The 15,233-nt window shown below is 62.3% G+C and carries 16 protein-coding genes and 3 pseudogenes; 12 read left to right on the top strand and 7 right to left on the bottom strand.

Going from position 1 to position 15,233, the window contains the following annotated elements; translation table 11 throughout:
- The 5 genes and pseudogenes from SR870_RS14035 to SR870_RS14015 all read left to right on the top strand — a co-directional run.
- Entirely contained in the window at positions 1-1,005 is a 1,005-nt protein-coding gene (locus tag SR870_RS14035) for an ABC transporter ATP-binding protein (RefSeq protein WP_322514166.1), read from the top strand.
- Positions 983-2,014: an oligopeptide/dipeptide ABC transporter ATP-binding protein gene (locus tag SR870_RS14030; RefSeq protein WP_322514165.1), complete on the top strand. Its 1,032-nt coding sequence runs from the start codon at positions 983-985 to the stop codon at positions 2,012-2,014. Before SR870_RS14035 ends, SR870_RS14030 begins: the two co-directional genes overlap by 23 nt.
- Entirely contained in the window at positions 2,011-3,549 is a 1,539-nt protein-coding gene (locus tag SR870_RS14025) for a class I adenylate-forming enzyme family protein (RefSeq protein ID WP_322514164.1), read from the top strand. Before SR870_RS14030 ends, SR870_RS14025 begins: the two co-directional genes overlap by 4 nt.
- Entirely contained in the window at positions 3,546-4,310 is a 765-nt protein-coding gene (locus SR870_RS14020; RefSeq protein ID WP_322514163.1) for an SDR family oxidoreductase, read from the top strand. The genes SR870_RS14025 and SR870_RS14020 overlap by 4 nt, the downstream gene beginning before the upstream one ends.
- Before the next feature lie 328 nt (positions 4,311-4,638).
- Positions 4,639-4,830, top strand: a pseudogene (locus SR870_RS14015) (transposase); the annotation flags it as partial.
- Positions 4,831-4,929: 99 nt separating this feature from the next.
- On the opposite strand, the pseudogene SR870_RS14010 reads toward SR870_RS14015, so the two are convergent.
- Positions 4,930-5,339, bottom strand: a pseudogene (locus SR870_RS14010) (transposase); the annotation flags it as partial.
- A gap of 552 nt (positions 5,340-5,891) precedes the next feature.
- Between SR870_RS14010 and SR870_RS14005 the strand changes: the two are divergent.
- The 7 genes and pseudogenes from SR870_RS14005 to SR870_RS13975 form a co-directional block, all read left to right on the top strand.
- Positions 5,892-6,395, top strand: a complete 504-nt coding sequence (locus SR870_RS14005; protein ID WP_322514162.1) for a hypothetical protein — start codon at positions 5,892-5,894, stop codon at positions 6,393-6,395.
- Between the two features lie 72 nt (positions 6,396-6,467).
- On the top strand, positions 6,468-7,241 hold the full coding sequence (locus SR870_RS14000; protein WP_322514161.1) for a hypothetical protein: 774 nt from the start codon (positions 6,468-6,470) through the stop codon (positions 7,239-7,241).
- Positions 7,242-7,267: 26 nt separating this feature from the next.
- Complete coding sequence (locus SR870_RS13995) at positions 7,268-7,720, top strand: STY0301 family protein (protein WP_011441956.1); 453 nt, start codon at positions 7,268-7,270, stop codon at positions 7,718-7,720.
- A gap of 8 nt (positions 7,721-7,728) precedes the next feature.
- Positions 7,729-7,905 carry a hypothetical protein gene (locus tag SR870_RS13990; RefSeq protein ID WP_322514160.1) on the top strand — a complete coding sequence of 59 codons (177 nt, stop codon included), beginning with the start codon at positions 7,729-7,731 and terminating at the stop codon, positions 7,903-7,905.
- A 106-nt stretch (positions 7,906-8,011) separates the two neighbouring features.
- Complete coding sequence (locus SR870_RS13985; protein ID WP_322514159.1) at positions 8,012-8,524, top strand: hypothetical protein; 513 nt, start codon at positions 8,012-8,014, stop codon at positions 8,522-8,524.
- Positions 8,525-8,575: 51 nt separating this feature from the next.
- On the top strand, positions 8,576-9,379 hold the full coding sequence (locus SR870_RS13980; protein WP_322514158.1) for a hypothetical protein: 804 nt from the start codon (positions 8,576-8,578) through the stop codon (positions 9,377-9,379).
- A 36-nt stretch (positions 9,380-9,415) separates the two neighbouring features.
- Positions 9,416-9,553: pseudogene (locus SR870_RS13975) on the top strand (IS5/IS1182 family transposase); the annotation flags it as partial.
- 296 nt (positions 9,554-9,849) lie between these two features.
- On the opposite strand, the gene SR870_RS13970 reads toward SR870_RS13975, so the two are convergent.
- The 6 genes from SR870_RS13970 to SR870_RS13945 form a co-directional block, all read right to left on the bottom strand.
- Positions 9,850-10,140 (bottom strand): hypothetical protein, encoded by a 291-nt coding sequence (locus SR870_RS13970; RefSeq protein ID WP_011441953.1) that lies wholly within the window; start codon positions 10,138-10,140, stop codon positions 9,850-9,852.
- 106 nt (positions 10,141-10,246) lie between these two features.
- Entirely contained in the window at positions 10,247-10,717 is a 471-nt protein-coding gene (locus tag SR870_RS13965) for a hypothetical protein (protein WP_322514157.1), read from the bottom strand.
- 79 nt (positions 10,718-10,796) lie between these two features.
- Positions 10,797-10,928: a hypothetical protein gene (locus SR870_RS13960; RefSeq protein ID WP_322514156.1), complete on the bottom strand. Its 132-nt coding sequence runs from the start codon at positions 10,926-10,928 to the stop codon at positions 10,797-10,799.
- A gap of 223 nt (positions 10,929-11,151) precedes the next feature.
- Positions 11,152-11,469, bottom strand: coding sequence for a hypothetical protein (locus tag SR870_RS13955; protein WP_011441951.1), 318 nt, complete (start codon positions 11,467-11,469; stop codon positions 11,152-11,154).
- Between the two features lie 296 nt (positions 11,470-11,765).
- On the bottom strand, positions 11,766-12,419 hold the full coding sequence (locus SR870_RS13950) for a response regulator transcription factor (RefSeq protein ID WP_322514155.1): 654 nt from the start codon (positions 12,417-12,419) through the stop codon (positions 11,766-11,768).
- Positions 12,412-14,817, bottom strand: coding sequence for a sensor histidine kinase (locus SR870_RS13945; protein ID WP_322514154.1), 2,406 nt, complete (start codon positions 14,815-14,817; stop codon positions 12,412-12,414). The genes SR870_RS13950 and SR870_RS13945 overlap by 8 nt, the downstream gene beginning before the upstream one ends.
- Between the last annotated feature and the right edge of the window lie 416 nt (positions 14,818-15,233).

Below are 15,233 nucleotides of genomic sequence, written 5' to 3'. Positions count from 1 at the left end.
ATGGCGGCGCTGCTGGAAATTCGCGATCTCGAAGTCGATCTGTTCACGCGGCGCGGCGTGCTGCGTGCGATCGACCGCTTTTCCCTCACCGTCGAACACGGCGAGACGCTCGGTCTGGTCGGCGAGTCCGGCTGCGGCAAATCGATGACGTCGCTGGCGATCATGGGGCTGCTGCCGATGCCGCCCGCAAAAGTCACCGGCGGCGCCATCCTGCTGGAAGGCCGCGATCTCACCAGGTTGAGCGACACCAGGATGCAGGCGGTGCGGGGACGTGAGATCGGGATCATCTTCCAGGACCCGATGAGCTCGCTGAACCCGGTCTACACCGTCGGCTATCAGCTCGCCGAGGTGCTTCGCCGCCACTTCAAGCTGGATCGACGCGCCGCGGAAAAGCGGTCGCTGGAGCTGTTGGACCGGGTGCACATTCCGGACGCGAGGCGTCGCCTCGACGCCTATCCGCACGAATTGTCCGGCGGCATGAACCAGCGCGTCGTCATCGCCATGGCGATCGCGTGCGAGCCGAAGCTGCTGATCGCCGATGAACCGACCACGGCGCTCGACGTCACCATCCAGGCCCAGATCATCGAACTGCTCAAGGACATCCAGCGCGAATCCCGGATGGGGATGATCTTCATCACTCACGATCTCGGGGTGATCGCCGATGTCGCCGACCGCGTCACCGTGATGTATTCGGGCAAGAAGGCCGAGGAGGCGCCGGTCGACGCGCTGTTCGACGATCCGCGCCATCCCTACACGCGAGGTCTGATCGGCGCGACGCCGAAGCCGGGCGACGAACGTCGTCGCCGGCTCGTCGAGATTCCCGGAACCGTGCCGGGATTGTCCGATCGTCCGAAAGGCTGCGCCTTCGCCAACCGCTGTCCGCTGGTTTTCGAGCGTTGCCACGTCGAGCATCCGGCTTTGATCCATCAGGGGGCCGGCCACGAGGCCGCCTGTTTCCTGGCTACCGGAATGGAGGACTACCATGTCGCTTCTGTCGGTGCGTAGCCTCGTCGTCGACTATAAGACGTCGTCCGGCGTCGTCCACGCGGTGAACGACGTCAGCCTGGACATCGAGCCTGGAGAGACGGTGGGGCTCGTCGGCGAATCCGGCTGTGGCAAATCCACGCTCGGGAAGGCCATCATGCATCTGATCCCGTCCACCGACGGGCAGATCGTGCTGGATGGTCAGAACATAACCAGCCTGTCGCCGGCGGCGATGCGTCCGATCCGCGCGAAGATGCAGATGATCTTCCAGGATCCGCACAATTCGCTCAATCCGCGGCGCACGGTCGGCAATCTGATCGCGCAGCCGTTGCAGGTGGCGGGCTACGACAAGGCCGCGATCGCGGCGCGGGTCGCCGAACTGATGGGCCAGGTCGGTCTGCCGCCGGATGCGGCGTCGCGCTATCCGCACGAATTTTCCGGCGGCCAGCGGCAGCGCATCGGCATCGCCCGGGCGCTCGCGCTGAAGCCCAAGCTGGTGATCTGCGACGAGCCGGTGTCGGCGCTCGACGTTTCGATCCGGGCGCAGGTGATCAACCTGCTGCAGGATCTGTCGGACAAGCTCGGCGTGTCCTATTTGTTCATCTCGCACGACCTGACGATGGTGCAGCACATCGCCAATAAGCTGATCGTGATGTACCTCGGCCGGATCGTCGAGACGGGCTCCGCCGAGACGATCTGGAAGCACCCCGCGCATCCATACACCCAGGCGCTGCTCGCCGCGGCGCCGGTGGCCGACCCGCACGTCATGCGTAGCCGCAAGCGTTTCGTGCTGCAGGGCGATCTGCCCAGCCCGACCGATCTTCCGGAAGGTTGCGCGTTTTCGACGCGTTGTCCGTTCGCGACGGATCGCTGCCGGCAGGAGAGGCCGATCCTCCGGCCGCTCGGCGAAAATCGCAGGACGGCCTGTCACTACGATCTCGTCGATCAGATCGAGAGCGCGGCGAGCGCGTCTGTTTCATCGTTCAGTCGGAAAGCCGAAGAGAAGTACAAGGTAGGAGCACGAGCATGAGCTTCCGATGGAAGAACCTCGGAGATTTGGTGGATCGCTCCCGCGATCTCGATCGTCCCGCGATCATCGATTTGCGGTCCCCGGAGCCGATGGTCTGGACCCATAGCGAGGTCGATCGGCTCGCAAATGGCGTGGCGTCCTATTTGACCGGGCTTGGCTTGGCGCGTGGAACGACGGTCGCCATCCTCTCGCTCAACCGTGCGGAGTACATTGCGGCGTATTTCGGCATCATGCGCGCCGGCTTCGTCGCGCTGCCGGTCAACACCAAGCAGCCGGCCGAAACGATCGATTTCGTGCTGCGCGACTCCGACACCAGGTTTGCCTTCGTCGATACAGCCTCGCGTCAGCTTCTGCCGGCGGGCTTCGCGTTCCTCGACTTCGACGATGCGGGACCCGAAGGTTATGCCGCGCGCATCGTGCCCGGCGAATTCGAAACGGTGGAGGCGCAGCCGGGCGAACTCGGACAGATCCTGTACACCTCCGGCTCCACCGGACGGCCGAAGGGCGTCGAGCTCAGCCACGACAGCCAACTCTGGGCGCTTGCCGCCAAGGGCGTCAGCGCCGACACCTGCGACGAGGTCTACATCATCGCCCAGCCGCTGTTCCACATGAACGGTCTGTTCGGCGCCAAGAGCATCTTCGCCAGCAATGCGAGCATGGTTCTGATGCCGGGCTTCGACAGCCGACGCTATCTGCAGGCCATGGCGGATCATGGCGTCACCGCGGTTACTGCGGTGCCGACAATGTTCGCGCGGCTGCTGCGCGAGCCCGACCTCTTGGCCGCCAACGATTATAGCCGGCTGAAGCGGCTGGCGCTGGCCTCTGCGCCGATCACCAGGGCCATGGCCGACAAGATTCAGGCGGCGTTTCCGCATGCCATGCTGACTCACGGCTACGGCACCACGGAGGCCGGCCCGTCCGTGTTCGGCCCTCATCCGGAGGGCAAGCCGCTGCCGCCGCTCACAATCGGCTATCCGATCGACCCGTCGATGGTGAAGCTGGTCGACGGCCCGAACGACAACGAGGGCGTGCTGCTGATGCGCAATCCGGCGCTGATGACGCGCTATCGCGGCATGCCGGACAAGACCGCCTCGGTGATGCGTGACGGCTGGTACTACAGCGGCGATGTCATGCGTCGCGACGAGGACGGCTTCTATTATTTCATCGGCCGGGCCGACGATATGTTCGTCTGCGGCGGCGAGAACATCTATCCCGGCGACGTCGAGAAGATGCTGGAGACGCATCCGGCAGTGCGCCAGGCCGCGGTCGTTCCTCTCGCCGACGAGGAGCGCGGACAGATGCCGGTGGCTTTCCTCGTGTTGGCCGACGGCCAAAGTGCCACGACCGAAGACATCAAGGCCTACGCGCTGCGCAACGGGCCGACCTATCAGCATCCGCGCCGCGTCAGCTTCGTGGCCGATCTGCCGTGGGCCGGCACCAACAAGATCGATCGCGCGGCGCTGATCCGCGAGGCCAAGGAACTGGAAGCCACCAATGGCTGGTCGGTTTCCTCCCACGCCGAAGCCGCCGCATGAGCGGGGCATTGGTTGGTAAGACGGCGCTGGTCACCGGCTCGAGCCGCGGCATCGGACGGGCGATCGCGATCGCTGCTGCGCGCGAAGGCGCGGTTGTCGGCGTGCACTATGCCGGCGGCGCCGATGCGGCCGGGGAGACTCTCGATGCGATCCGGGCCGGGGGCGGCGACGGCTTTCTGCTTCAGGCCGATCTGTCCGAGCGGGGCGGCCCCGACGCGCTGGCGGCGAAATTTCTCGACGAAGTCGAACAGCGCACCGGACAGCGCAGCTTCGACCTATTGGTCAACAATGCCGGTTATGGCGGGCGCTACCGGATCGACCAGGTCGACGACGAGATCTTTGATCGCATGATCGCAGTCAATTTCCGGGCGCCGTTCTTTCTGACCCGCGCGCTTCATCCAGCGATCAGAGACGGCGGTCGCATCGTCAACGTCTCGTCAATGGGAACCCGGGTGGCGTTTCCCGATATGAGCATTTACGCGCCGTCGAAGGCGGCATTGGAGACTCTAAGCGTGGTCCTGGCCAAGCAGCTGGGTCGCCGCGGCATCACCGTCAATGCTGTCTTGCCCGGCGCGACGGTGACGGACATGAACCCGCTCGACAAGGATCAGGCGCGTGCTGCCGCTGCTACCGAGACAATTACACTCCAGCGCCTCGGTCGACCGAACGACATTGCGGGAGTGGTGCTGATGCTGCTGTCGGATGCTGGTGGATGGATCACTGGCCAGCGAATCGACGCCTCGGGCGGGCAAAGGCTCTGATCTAGTATGGGGTAATCGCGGATTGGAGAAACTGCCGTACCGGCTTGTACCCATGTGCGACTGAGACTGCCCGTTGGATATTTGGGTGGCATTAGAAACATCGTAGTCACGGCCCTTGATCGTGAAAGTCATGACTACGTCGCTGCTCAAAAGACTTCGCGACAACGCTCCAATCGAGCATCACAGCATTGATCAATGCGTCAGTGGGGAGGACTGCGGCCATTCGTGAATCACTCATGCTCGTCGTTGGTGTCGTTCTCTCTACTGTTGGACAGTAGTGAACCGCCCCGGGTTTGCCGGAGGCTCCAACTCCTGAGAGGATGGAGCCATGACGAGCAAAACGACGAACAAGTTTTCACCCGAAGTTCGGGCCCGTGCGGTTCGGATGGTGCTGGACCATGCGAGCGAGCATCCGTCGCGCTGGGCGGCGGTGACGTCGATCGCGGCCAAGATCGGCTGCACGCCGCAGACGCTGCATGACTGGGTCAAGAAGGCGGAAGTCGACAGCGGGAAGCGGGCCTGTTTGAATCTCTTCGGGCGCCATTTACGGACAAAACTGCAAGCCTCCCGCCTGGCCTGTCCGCTGGCGATAGCGGTCTGCTCCAGGGGCGATTACGAGCCGTATCGCGCCGGTCTTGGTGGTGACCGCCAAGCTCTCCTGCAACAGCGCCTGCAGCAGCTCCTCGCCCATCCGATTGCGCCAGTGGGTCATCGAGGAACGGTACAGCGGCAGCCGGTGCGGAAGAAATCCTCGCCGCAATAATATTGGTAGTAAGGGTCTCCAGCCACGATTCGCACAACACCTCGTCGCTGACATTGTAGGAGTGCTTGAGGATCGCGAGTCCCGCCACTAGTCGCGTCGGCATCGGCGCGCCGCCCGGGATCGTCGTCGTAGACCGCGCCACATTAGTCTTCCAGAAATCGCCAGTCGATCGTCCGCGCGAGTTTCACCAGCGCGTGCTCCATGTCGATCGCCTGATCGAGCCGCGACCGAAACAGATCCTGCTCGCCGCTCTCCCGCCGCTGCATCGAAATCCTTCCGCCAGATCCCTTTAGCGAAGTAAATCACAACTTCAGATTCGAGGGAATCGCCAACCTGAAGTTGCAAGAAAATCGCTATTCAGACTGCGATTTCCCGGAAATAGAGCGGTTCATCTTACATGTTAGGCGCTTGGGAGTAATTCACGGCCGACCAGCTACCCATCATTTTTTCTCCCGATGATTGATTACGTTTTGGAACCCTCATAAGATTGGAACTCAGGAGCGCTAGCCGAGCGAAGGTGCCATGCGGCAGGCGAGGGGGACGTGGAATGATGCCTTTTGGTTAGGCTGGTCAACTTGACCGCCGTAAGCGGGCCTTTGCCCGCCTTATCTAAGCTGGCCGGTCTGCACCATCGACTGCGTGTATCGGCATCTCACCACGAGCTGCAATCTGCATAGGAACAGGCGCAAGCTGGTCCGCGGCTCAACTCCCGCCTTCCGATTTCGAAGCGGTGCTTTGGCATACGCCAAAGCAAATGCCTGATTGTTCACGACCCGCCCTTCGGCGGACGATCGTCCGCATGCACCAGGAGAACTGAAGTGAAAACCGCAGCCGCCGTGCTTGGAAGTCTGATTGCCGCCGTCATGATGTTGTCGTTCGCAGCGGTGCCGGCGTGGTCGCAATACGCGGAAAAAACCGTGCAGAAGATCGGTCCATTTACGATCGACAGTATCAACGAGAACGGCCGCTTCGATCGCTGCGCGGCAACTCTCAAGGGCAAGGTCGGCATGTTGCGGATCGCCCAGAATCTCGCCCAGAAATACAGCGTCAGCGTGCCGCCGACGCCGGGACTCAAAGGGCCGATCGCGATGACCATCAGTTTCGATTTCACGCGCAAGAAGAGCTATCCCGGCACTACCAACGGCATTCGCTCCTGGGCCGTGATCGACATGGCCGGATTTCAGTCGGTTCTGAAGATCAAGAACAACATCCTGATCTCCACCGGCCTGAAGAGCTTTGCATGGCCGATCGGAAACACCTCGATGGAGAGCGTGATGAACGGTCTCGACAGTTGCGTCGCTCGGGCTTCCGGTAATACCTGATCGTTTCGGCCGATCGCGCAATTCCATCAAAGCCCTGCTCGCCGCGGCGCACGCCACACCATCAGTGAAGCTATGAAAATCATGCTGTTTCGCAATCTCGTTGGGGTCGCCTTCGCTGCGGCGCTGCCGTTCGTTGCCGCGTCGGTGCCGGCGCAGGCCCAACAATACACGCTGGGATGGATCGAGGTCGGCGGTTCATACGCCAGCAAGCCGTATAAGAGCGATCAGCCGTTCTGCGTGCTCAGCAATCCCAAGACCTGCGCCTGCAACAACAGTTGTGGCAAGAAAGTGCCGCTCAACAACGAGGTGGCCTGGTTCAGGGACGGCTGTCAAAAGCCGCCGACAACGATTCGCTGCGTCGCAGTCGGCGACAATACCCAGAACCGAAAATTGATCAGCGGTCAGCAAGTCACCTGGTCGAGCGTGGGCGCATGGAAGGTTCAGATCCAGACCGACAAGACCGGCCAATTCAATTCCTGTTTTGCCGATCTGACCGCGGCGCCGAGTTGGAAATTACGGATTTCACAGAGCTACAAGGCCGGTCCGAACTACACCAAGGTGCTGACCGGCAAAGAAACCTACGTGTTCGACAAGAGCGGCGCGGCGCGCGCTGGCGGTGGCCAGCAGCCGGCCAGCTTCAGCATCGGCAATGGTCCGGTGCGCCAGGTGATGGCAACGATCGAACACGCCGGCGGCTCGCTGCGAACGCCATGGTCCGATGAATTTCTGAACGGCCCAGTCCTGCACTGGCAGGAGCGCGGCAAGAAGGTTGATTTCCAACTCGGAAACGTCCGCCGCGTGGTGCAAGATCTGGGAGCCTGCACGATGCAGAGCGGTGAGCACTGAGCCTGTCGGTCAGAGTTGGAGGAGCGATGCCGTCGTTGCGGCGAAGCACGCGCATCATAGCGCTCGTAGCGGCGTTGATCGGAGCGGCGCCGGGGGCGTTGCATGCCCAGAGCGCAATCGCGTGCCCGGAGCGGTTGCAGACACTTTCGGTGACGCTCGCGAAGCCTGAGCAGATCGCCGGCTTCACGCCGGTGATCGGCGGCGACACCTCGTCGCAAACCTGGCTGCAGGACGTCGCGGTGTTCGGCCGGACCGCCGGTCAGACCGTGCTCGTGCCGGGGACCCCCAAAGGAAAGAAACGTCTCGACTGGCGGTTCGACGGGCAGATCGAGGTCTGGATCGGTTGCGTGTACGAGGCCGGCGTCACGCTGCACCGGTCCGTCGGACGGCCGAAGAGCTGCACCGCGGCGATCCTGCGCAGCAAGGATCCGGGCGGCGGCAGTTGGGGCATGGATCTGGCGTCTTTCAAATGCAACTGACAGCATCGATGAAATGCACAAACGGTTTCGCGGCCACCTGCGGCAAGGCCGGCTACGCGCCGATCTCGTCCGGTCGTTACCAGCCGAAGGGAAGCGGGCCGGGCGAGGCTTACTTCATCTGCGCGGCCGACATCGAAGGCAAGCGCCCCGGCTACAATCTCGCGCCGAACTGGAATAACGCCTGAATGGTACCTTGGGGCGGCAAGGAAATCCGCGTTACCACCTACATGTGCGACTGCAAGTATTCACCGGCGGTCGCGGCCGCCAGACCTGACCAGCCAGGAGCCGACCATGGCCCGCATGATCATCTGTTGCACCTCAGTGCTTGCAATCGGCATCCTCGGCGGCGCTGTGCCCGCGCAAGCGCAGGACGGCGGCGCGACGATCGCCTGTCCGCCGACGATCGAGCTGACATATACCGCGATCAAACGGCTGCCGTTCGAGGGCAAGGAATACGATCTGAACGGTATGCAGCCGAGCTTCGGGCCCACTATCGTCCGGCTGATCGATCCAGATGTCACACCGCTGGCGGACAACAAGAACGAGATGATGAGCGGCATGGCCGACAACGGCGAAGAGGCGAAGGCCGGCGAACCGTTGGTTTACACATTGTGGGGCGAGGGCCAGCCGGCCCCGGAGTCGCCGTCGGCGATCACCTGCCGCTACGAAGGCGGCTATGCGCTGCAGAAAGCACTGCCGGCCACCACCCGCGCCTGCACGCTGCGCTATCAGAGGGGCAAGTCGCCGGTGACCGAACACACCACGCGCGAGCTCTACACCAGCGCGGTGTTTTCGTGCCGATGAAGCGCGTGTTACAGGCGTAGAGCTGCCAAGGAGGGCACCGAAATGAGAGCTATGACCGCAACGACGACGCTCGCGGCGTGCGCGGGCCTGTTCGCCCTTTCGGTGGCCGGTCCCGCCGTCGCGGCGCCACGTCCAGCCGATTGCACGCTGGTGGTGAACGGCAAGACCTATATCAGGGGGGGCTGCGACTTCGACGCCGACAAGGACGGCTCGTTCCGGATCAGCGGTGGCGATTACTTCGCCTATGTCAACGTCACCGGGAATAACCGGGCGGAAGCGAGCTGGAATGCGGATCCGGCATCGACCCACGCGCAAGCGCCGCTCGGCGAACTGACGCGCAAGGGCGCCTGCTGGGTCGGTCGCGGCGTCGAGATCTGTGCCCGCAATCTGTCGCCGGAGAAACTTGCCGCGGCGCAGGCTAGCCGTCCAGGCGGTGAGATGATCACTCCGGATCTGCCCGGCGCATCGTCGAGCTGTGTCGGCGCGCGCGACCAGCGCTGGGAGGCCGGCGTCGACCTGGTGCTGCGCAATTGCAAGCTGCCCGCCGACAAGGTTTTCATTCGCGCCGACGGCGCCTTGACGCTCGACCAGCATCCCGGCCTCTGCATCGACGCGCAGTCGGCGCCAAACGGAGGCGCCGCGAAACTGGTGCTCGAAGCTTGCGACCGCACGGCGGCGCGGTGGCAGTCGAAAGCCGCCTCCACCGATTCCGCGGCCATCCGCTCGGCCGAGGGGCTGTGCTGGAAGGTCGATGCGCCGAAGGACGAAAACGCGCCGTTTCCATTCGCGATGCTCGCTGCACCTTGCGACGCCGACCCGGCGCAAGACGCGAAGTTTATCTTCGCGAAGGAATGACACTGAAAGAAGGATGGCGGCAAACTCTCGGTCGATCCGTGTCTCTATCGCCAGCGCAACCTGATCGAACGCTTGTTCTGCGAGCTCGAATACTTCCGGCGAATTGCCACGTACTTCTACAAGCTCGCGAGAAACTTCCTCGCTGATGTCCTGATGGTCTCTACGAGACTTTGACACAGAGCTTATAAGTCCACGACTAGAGCATGATGACGTATCGACGAATCGTCATCATGCTCAAACTACTTGTTTGAGTATGATCGTTTCCGAAAGCCGGAATTCACTTTGCGTGATCATGTTCTAAAATTCAATCGACCCAAGGGGCTTGCCACGCCGATCGGCGCCGGGACCCCGCGCCGATCCACACCGTGTATGCCAATCACGGTGACGGTGGATTAGTTTCGACCGTGCCGTGTCATCTCGGATGGCGCGTCGCATCCGGGCTGCATACCATCGATGGCTTGGAGCGCTTGCTACTTGATGCCGAAATTCTGCATAGGCTGCGACGTCGTCTGTTGGAGGTCCAGCTGAAGTTGTTGCTGGTTGTTGGGCGACGGATGAGCGCCGATAGAATTGGAATTTTGCGACGGCGCCGAGAATTTAGTGCCCATGTGGATGATCGGCGGTTCTGGGACGACATTGCTCTGGGGCGTCCCGACGCCGCCCTGTTGTGGCGTGGATTTGAGTCCGGCGGCGATGCCGGAGACCGCCGGCACAAGGGAGAGCAGGGCAACGAAAGCGAGCAGGATGAGCTTGGCGGGCATCTGTTGGTCTTTCAATTGGAGACGGTCAGGAGTCCGGGTATGCGCCGAAACAAGCGATCGGGCGGTATCCGCCCGTCGTGTAGGTGATTATTCCGGCTCGACGAAGTTATCCGAGAAGATTCCAGTAATAGGCGTCCTCGCGGGGATCCGGCTTGTCTGGTGAGCAGTCCAAACCGTCGGGATTGATGTGCAGCCAGCAGTTCGCGCCTACATTCTGGATCTGATAGCCCTTGCCGTCTCGATTGAAGGTCTTCCAGATCATGGTCTTGTCCGATGGATCGTTGGGCTGCGCGTAGCAGCCCATCTTGCCGTCGAACCAGCTGAGCATGCACATCGCCGTGGGATTGCGGAATTTGACCGGTTTACCGTCCTCAAATGTGCCGACGATTGTGAAGTCTATTTTCTTGTTGGGGAATTTCTTGTTTGGCTGGCAATCGACTCCCGATCCACCTTTGGCCGTGACGTAGCACTGCGCATTGGCGTGCATTATCTGGGTGGTTGCATCGGCGAAAGCCAGCGGCGCGACGGTTGTAAGGCCCGCGAAGGCGCCGACGGCGAGAGCAATGCGAAGTTTCATCTGGTGGGTCCTCGTTTCGACGACAGTTTTCAGCGACTCCGAGCCTTCACGCAATCTTCTATCTTGACGAATATCTCGATCATGTCGGTTCGACTGATCGACCAAGCATAATGATGGCGACCAGCTCGACCACGATCGAACCTTTGGCGTTCATCAGGGCTTCGACGGCGCGGTTGTCGAGCACCGACTGGGCGCGCCGGCCGTTGGTCACCGCATTAAGTCCCTTGTTTTAGTCCCTGACGTACGCACCTTACGCAATTTTGTCGAGTCTCAGGTCGAGTCTCAGCAAGGCGTCCCGCGTGATACGAAAGTGAGATCGGCTCTGCAATCTCCCTTGCGGGCAAGCGTCGACGGCGTCGAATTTCGGGGCAGGCTCGAGTCGCGCGGCGCACTTGCCGGGCACGTCCCGGCAAGTGCGTTCAATACATATCGGCTTACTTGGCCTTGGTCCAGGTCGTGTTGTTGTCCCACTTGATGACCTTGCCGTCGAAGGTGGCCTTGATCGTATGGTCATCCGGGAAATTGACGGCCAGTTGGTTGCCGTCGCAGGTGCCGTAGGCGTTCGGGCGGGTGCCGTTGGCGACAACGACATTCACGGTCTTTCCGTCAGCGCCGACGACGATTGCGGTGTTGGTGCCGTAATATCCGCTCACGCCATTACAGCTTCCGGCCTTTGCGAGAGCCACGCCAGACGACAGGACGACGCCGAGTACGGTGCCGGCGACGATCGCAGCATTCCAAGAGAGCTTCATCGAGATTTCCTTTCGAGTTGTTGTGATGTTGTGTGCGGATATACGACGAACCCTTTCGACCAGCGGGGCCGAAAGAGAGTTGTCCGACGTCGATCCGACCGGGCAATCAGCAAGGGTGAACCGCGCCGCCCGATCAACCTAATTCGGGGGCGGGGGGACGGGAATGAGACGGTCGGCCAGTTTGGACTGTACGAAGATAGAGGGCCTCATCGGCGAGGCTGGCGACGGCTTCGCGGTAAGCGTCGGGAGCAGGCGACGGGCGTCGAGCGGCCCTCATCCCCCAGCCCCCAAGCGGGTCAATAATCGTCGGCCCCAACGATGTTCAGGCGGACCGCCAATCCCGCTGCTTCGGCTCGGTTCGAGGCTCCAAGCTTCACCAGAATTGCGCTGACGTGATAGCGCGCGGTCGGCAGCGAGATGCCGAGCCGCTCGGCGATCTCGGAATTGGTGAAGCCCTTGACGAGTAGCGCCAGCACCTTCTTCTGCTGGCTGCCGAGGGTGATCTCGCTTTCCGCTGCCGCCGTTCGCGCCCGGGGTGCGCCCTTCTGCAGCAGGGGGTCGAGGACGATGCGGCCCGCCAAGACGTCGCGGATCGCGGTCTCGAGTTCGTTCACGGTGCAGGTCTTGAGCAGCAGCCCGCTCGCCCCCGCGTCGATCATCTGGGACACCGTGGTCATATCCGCCTCGGTCGTGAGGCCGAGAACCCGGGTGCCGGGGTGATAGGTCTGGCAGATCGCGCGGGTGGCCGAAGTGCCTCCGATGCCCGCCATCTTCACGTCCATGATGACGATGTCTGGACGGTGCTTTGCGCACAAATAGAGGGCTTCCTCTCCGGATTCCGCCTCCGCGACGACGGACAATCCGGAAATGGTGCCGAGCACGTGGCGCAGGCCGGCCCTTACGACCGGATGATCGTCGGCGAGCAGCAGGCGGATCGAGGTCTCAGGCATCGTTTTGATTCCAGATGAGCGTAATCTGCGTCCCGTGGCCCGGCCTCGACGTCGTCTCGAGAACGGCGCCGATCTTTCTTGCCCGCTCCGCCATGATCTGCAGGCCCATGCTGCCTTCGCGAAGGTGAGCGGTGTCGAATCCGTTGCCGTCGTCCTCGATCGTCAGGATTGCCTGACCTTCGAGCGCCTCGTAGAACAGCCGCACGGTCGCGGAGGAGGCGTGTTTCATGACGTTGTTCAGTCCTTCCTGTGCGATCCGAAAGAAGGCGATCTGAACGTCTTCGTCCAGGCGAGCGTCGCTGCCTACCGTCAAGCTGATTCCGAGGGCGTGGCGTTCCTCGAACCGCGCGACGAGGCCGCGAAGGAGCGTCCCGAGGACAGGCTCGACGAGATCCGGCGACCGGACGCGGCTCAGGAGGTCGCGCATCTCATCGAGTGCCGACCGGTTCAACCGGGCGATGTCGGTCAGCAGGGCCTCGGCTTTAGTCCTGTCGCGCTTCCACTGCTCGGGCAGGGTTTCGGCGATCAGCACTGCAGAAAACAGGGTCTGGCTGACGGCGTCATGGAGGTCGCTCGAAATCCGGCTGCGCTCCTCGAGCCGGGCATTGCGGTCGGCCAGGATCGTGACCTCCGCGGTGCGTTCCGTGACACGGTCTTCCAGACCGTTCAGCAGGTCGTTCTGCTTCTCGGCCATCTCGTTGAAAGATCGGGTCAGATAGCCGATCTCGTCGGGGAAGTGGACCGGCAGGCGCTGGGAGAGCGTCCCCTCGCGAAACCGTCCGACGCCGGCGAGCAGCGTGTCGAGCGGACGCACGAGGTTGGTCCGGAACAAAGCTTGAAACACCAGCAACGTTGCCGGCGAGGTCACCAGGATCAGCCAGGCGAGAGGGGTGTAGATCCCGTTCAGATAGGCGAGGTAGTCCAACCTGAAGTTCTCGATCAGGCCAGTCCCTGGCGGTCCGTTCAAGGTTTGTCCCCGCTGGAAGTGTACGAGCCGCGTCTCGCCATTGGAGAATCCAGGGGTCACTCCCATGAGCATCGGCACCCGGTTGGGCACGAACAGATCGTTGAGCAGAATCCGCGGTAGCTCCTGATAGGAGAATTGGATCTCGCCCGATGGCCGCAAGATCATCTGGAAAGCATAGTGATCGCCCTTCTCCCCGGCGCGGGGCAAGCCGGACCACGTGACGACCACCTCCTCCGGCGAGGTGGACAGGTGAATTCCCTCCTCCGCGGACACGTTCGTCGCCGGCTCGGCGAGATCGACCGCTAGGGGAAAGATCGCCGGTTGCGCGCCGTTCCGGAACACCGTGTCGGGCCAGGTTGGGACGGATTCGAATCCCACCATGCCGTCCTCGCGGATGAAGGCCTGGCGGTGGACTTTCGAAAAGAACGGAAAGTCGAACGGCAACTCGATTCGGAAGGCTCCGGGCTGGCGGACCTGTGCCTCGACCGGGACGAACGCATAGTCGACGCGAGAAACGTTGTAGCCGCCCTCGGCCGTGGGGCGGAAGACGTGGGTCTGATATCTGAGGCTGGAAGTGTCGCCCTTGTAGGCGCCGGAAAAGTCGAAGCCGATGATCCAGGCGACGCTGGTGAAGCCTCCCAGAACGAGAGCGAGCGCGGTGCTGCTCAGTTTGATCGAGAACGACCCTTCGGTCACGAAGTAGTTCAAGTAGAGAAGGAGAAAACCGAGAAGCCCCGCGAGGTTCAGCAAGGCGGCGGCGATTTCCCGCGTCTCGACGCCGATCAGGTGATAGGCCTGCAACAGGGTGACGATCACCAGCAGCAAAGGCACGATGGCGAACAGCAGCACCGCGCGGGCGGCAGCGGCGGGATTGTTCGACCATTCGCGCTTCGGCGCGTCCGGCGGACGGCCCCGATCGCGATCCGTCGCGGCGCGAAGAGCCCGACGAAAAGCCAGTACGAACAGCCAACCCATCGCCGCGATGGCGGGCAGATCCATGAACGCCGGCCGGTACTCGACATGCCCGAGGCCGAGTTCTTGGTAGCGATAGATCGCGAAGCCGACCTCGACGGCGACGAAGACAATGGACAGAGCCGTCACGACGCGGCGCTCGACCCGCTCGCGCGCGAACGGTTCTGGGAAGTGATGAGCGAATTGGACGAAGAGCACGATCGCGATGGACGACAGGACGCTGATCGGTGGTTCGACCCAGGCTTGGAGGTCCGTGCGCAGTATCGCCCGGAGGAAACTCAAGACGCTGTAGCTGCCATAAAAGCCAAAGCTGCTCGCCAGCAGGATGGTCGAACGTGGCGTCTCGGCGTGCGAATCTCGCCTGAGCTGCGTCTTAACGAGCAGGGCCGCGATCACCAGCACCAGGACCAGCTGGGTCAGATAGGTCAGCGAAATCGGATTCCAGAAGAAGATCGTCATGGTCTGGAATCCGTCACGGAGCCGCCTTGCGCCTGGAGTGGTCGAGAGCCGAAGATCCGAGAGGGCGCTGTCTTCGGTCCGAACGGTCGGCTTGTTCTATGAAAAGAGCCGAAGCCGCGTCGTCCACATCGGTGGCGCACCTGTCCTTACCCGAAACTATATTCGAGATGAATGATCGCTGCCATGATTGGATTCGACGGTGCAAAGGGCCGACAGGAACGAAGGAGGCGGCTCGTCGGCGCTCGGACCGGAGGACTGAACGTTCGTATAGCGCCGAGGGTCGTCCGGCCAGTGGCGTCCGACGAGCGAAACGGATAGCGTGCTTCACGAGATTTGCAGCGCGGTCCCGAAGCGAGCTACTTTAATTGGCCCGCCGCTCGTCTGGATGACTCCAAACTGCAACGCCGCAACACATC

It is taken from the genome of Rhodopseudomonas palustris (assembly GCF_034479375.1).
Lineage (GTDB): Bacteria > Pseudomonadota > Alphaproteobacteria > Rhizobiales > Xanthobacteraceae > Rhodopseudomonas > Rhodopseudomonas palustris_M.
Note: the sequence above shows the minus strand (reverse complement) of the source record. Positions and strands in the feature narration are given on the sequence as shown.

What these genes read in the sequence shown, in the direction of transcription:
- SR870_RS14035 (WP_322514166.1), top strand. Translation starts at nt 1, where the DNA reads ATGGCGGCGCTGCTGGAAATTCGCGATCTCGAAGTCGATCTGTTCACG.
- SR870_RS14030 (WP_322514165.1), top strand. Translation starts at nt 983, where the DNA reads ATGTCGCTTCTGTCGGTGCGTAGCCTCGTCGTCGACTATAAGACGTCG.
- SR870_RS14025 (WP_322514164.1), top strand. Translation starts at nt 2,011, where the DNA reads ATGAGCTTCCGATGGAAGAACCTCGGAGATTTGGTGGATCGCTCCCGC.
- SR870_RS14020 (WP_322514163.1), top strand. Translation starts at nt 3,546, where the DNA reads ATGAGCGGGGCATTGGTTGGTAAGACGGCGCTGGTCACCGGCTCGAGC.
- SR870_RS14000 (WP_322514161.1), top strand. Translation starts at nt 6,468, where the DNA reads ATGAAAATCATGCTGTTTCGCAATCTCGTTGGGGTCGCCTTCGCTGCG.
- SR870_RS13995 (WP_011441956.1), top strand. Translation starts at nt 7,268, where the DNA reads ATGCCGTCGTTGCGGCGAAGCACGCGCATCATAGCGCTCGTAGCGGCG.
- SR870_RS13990 (WP_322514160.1), top strand. Translation starts at nt 7,729, where the DNA reads ATGAAATGCACAAACGGTTTCGCGGCCACCTGCGGCAAGGCCGGCTAC.
- SR870_RS13985 (WP_322514159.1), top strand. Translation starts at nt 8,012, where the DNA reads ATGGCCCGCATGATCATCTGTTGCACCTCAGTGCTTGCAATCGGCATC.
- SR870_RS13980 (WP_322514158.1), top strand. Translation starts at nt 8,576, where the DNA reads ATGACCGCAACGACGACGCTCGCGGCGTGCGCGGGCCTGTTCGCCCTT.
- SR870_RS13970 (WP_011441953.1), bottom strand. Translation starts at nt 10,140, where the DNA reads ATGCCCGCCAAGCTCATCCTGCTCGCTTTCGTTGCCCTGCTCTCCCTT.
- SR870_RS13965 (WP_322514157.1), bottom strand. Translation starts at nt 10,717, where the DNA reads ATGAAACTTCGCATTGCTCTCGCCGTCGGCGCCTTCGCGGGCCTTACA.
- SR870_RS13955 (WP_011441951.1), bottom strand. Translation starts at nt 11,469, where the DNA reads ATGAAGCTCTCTTGGAATGCTGCGATCGTCGCCGGCACCGTACTCGGC.
- SR870_RS13950 (WP_322514155.1), bottom strand. Translation starts at nt 12,419, where the DNA reads ATGCCTGAGACCTCGATCCGCCTGCTGCTCGCCGACGATCATCCGGTC.
- SR870_RS13945 (WP_322514154.1), bottom strand. Translation starts at nt 14,817, where the DNA reads ATGACGATCTTCTTCTGGAATCCGATTTCGCTGACCTATCTGACCCAG.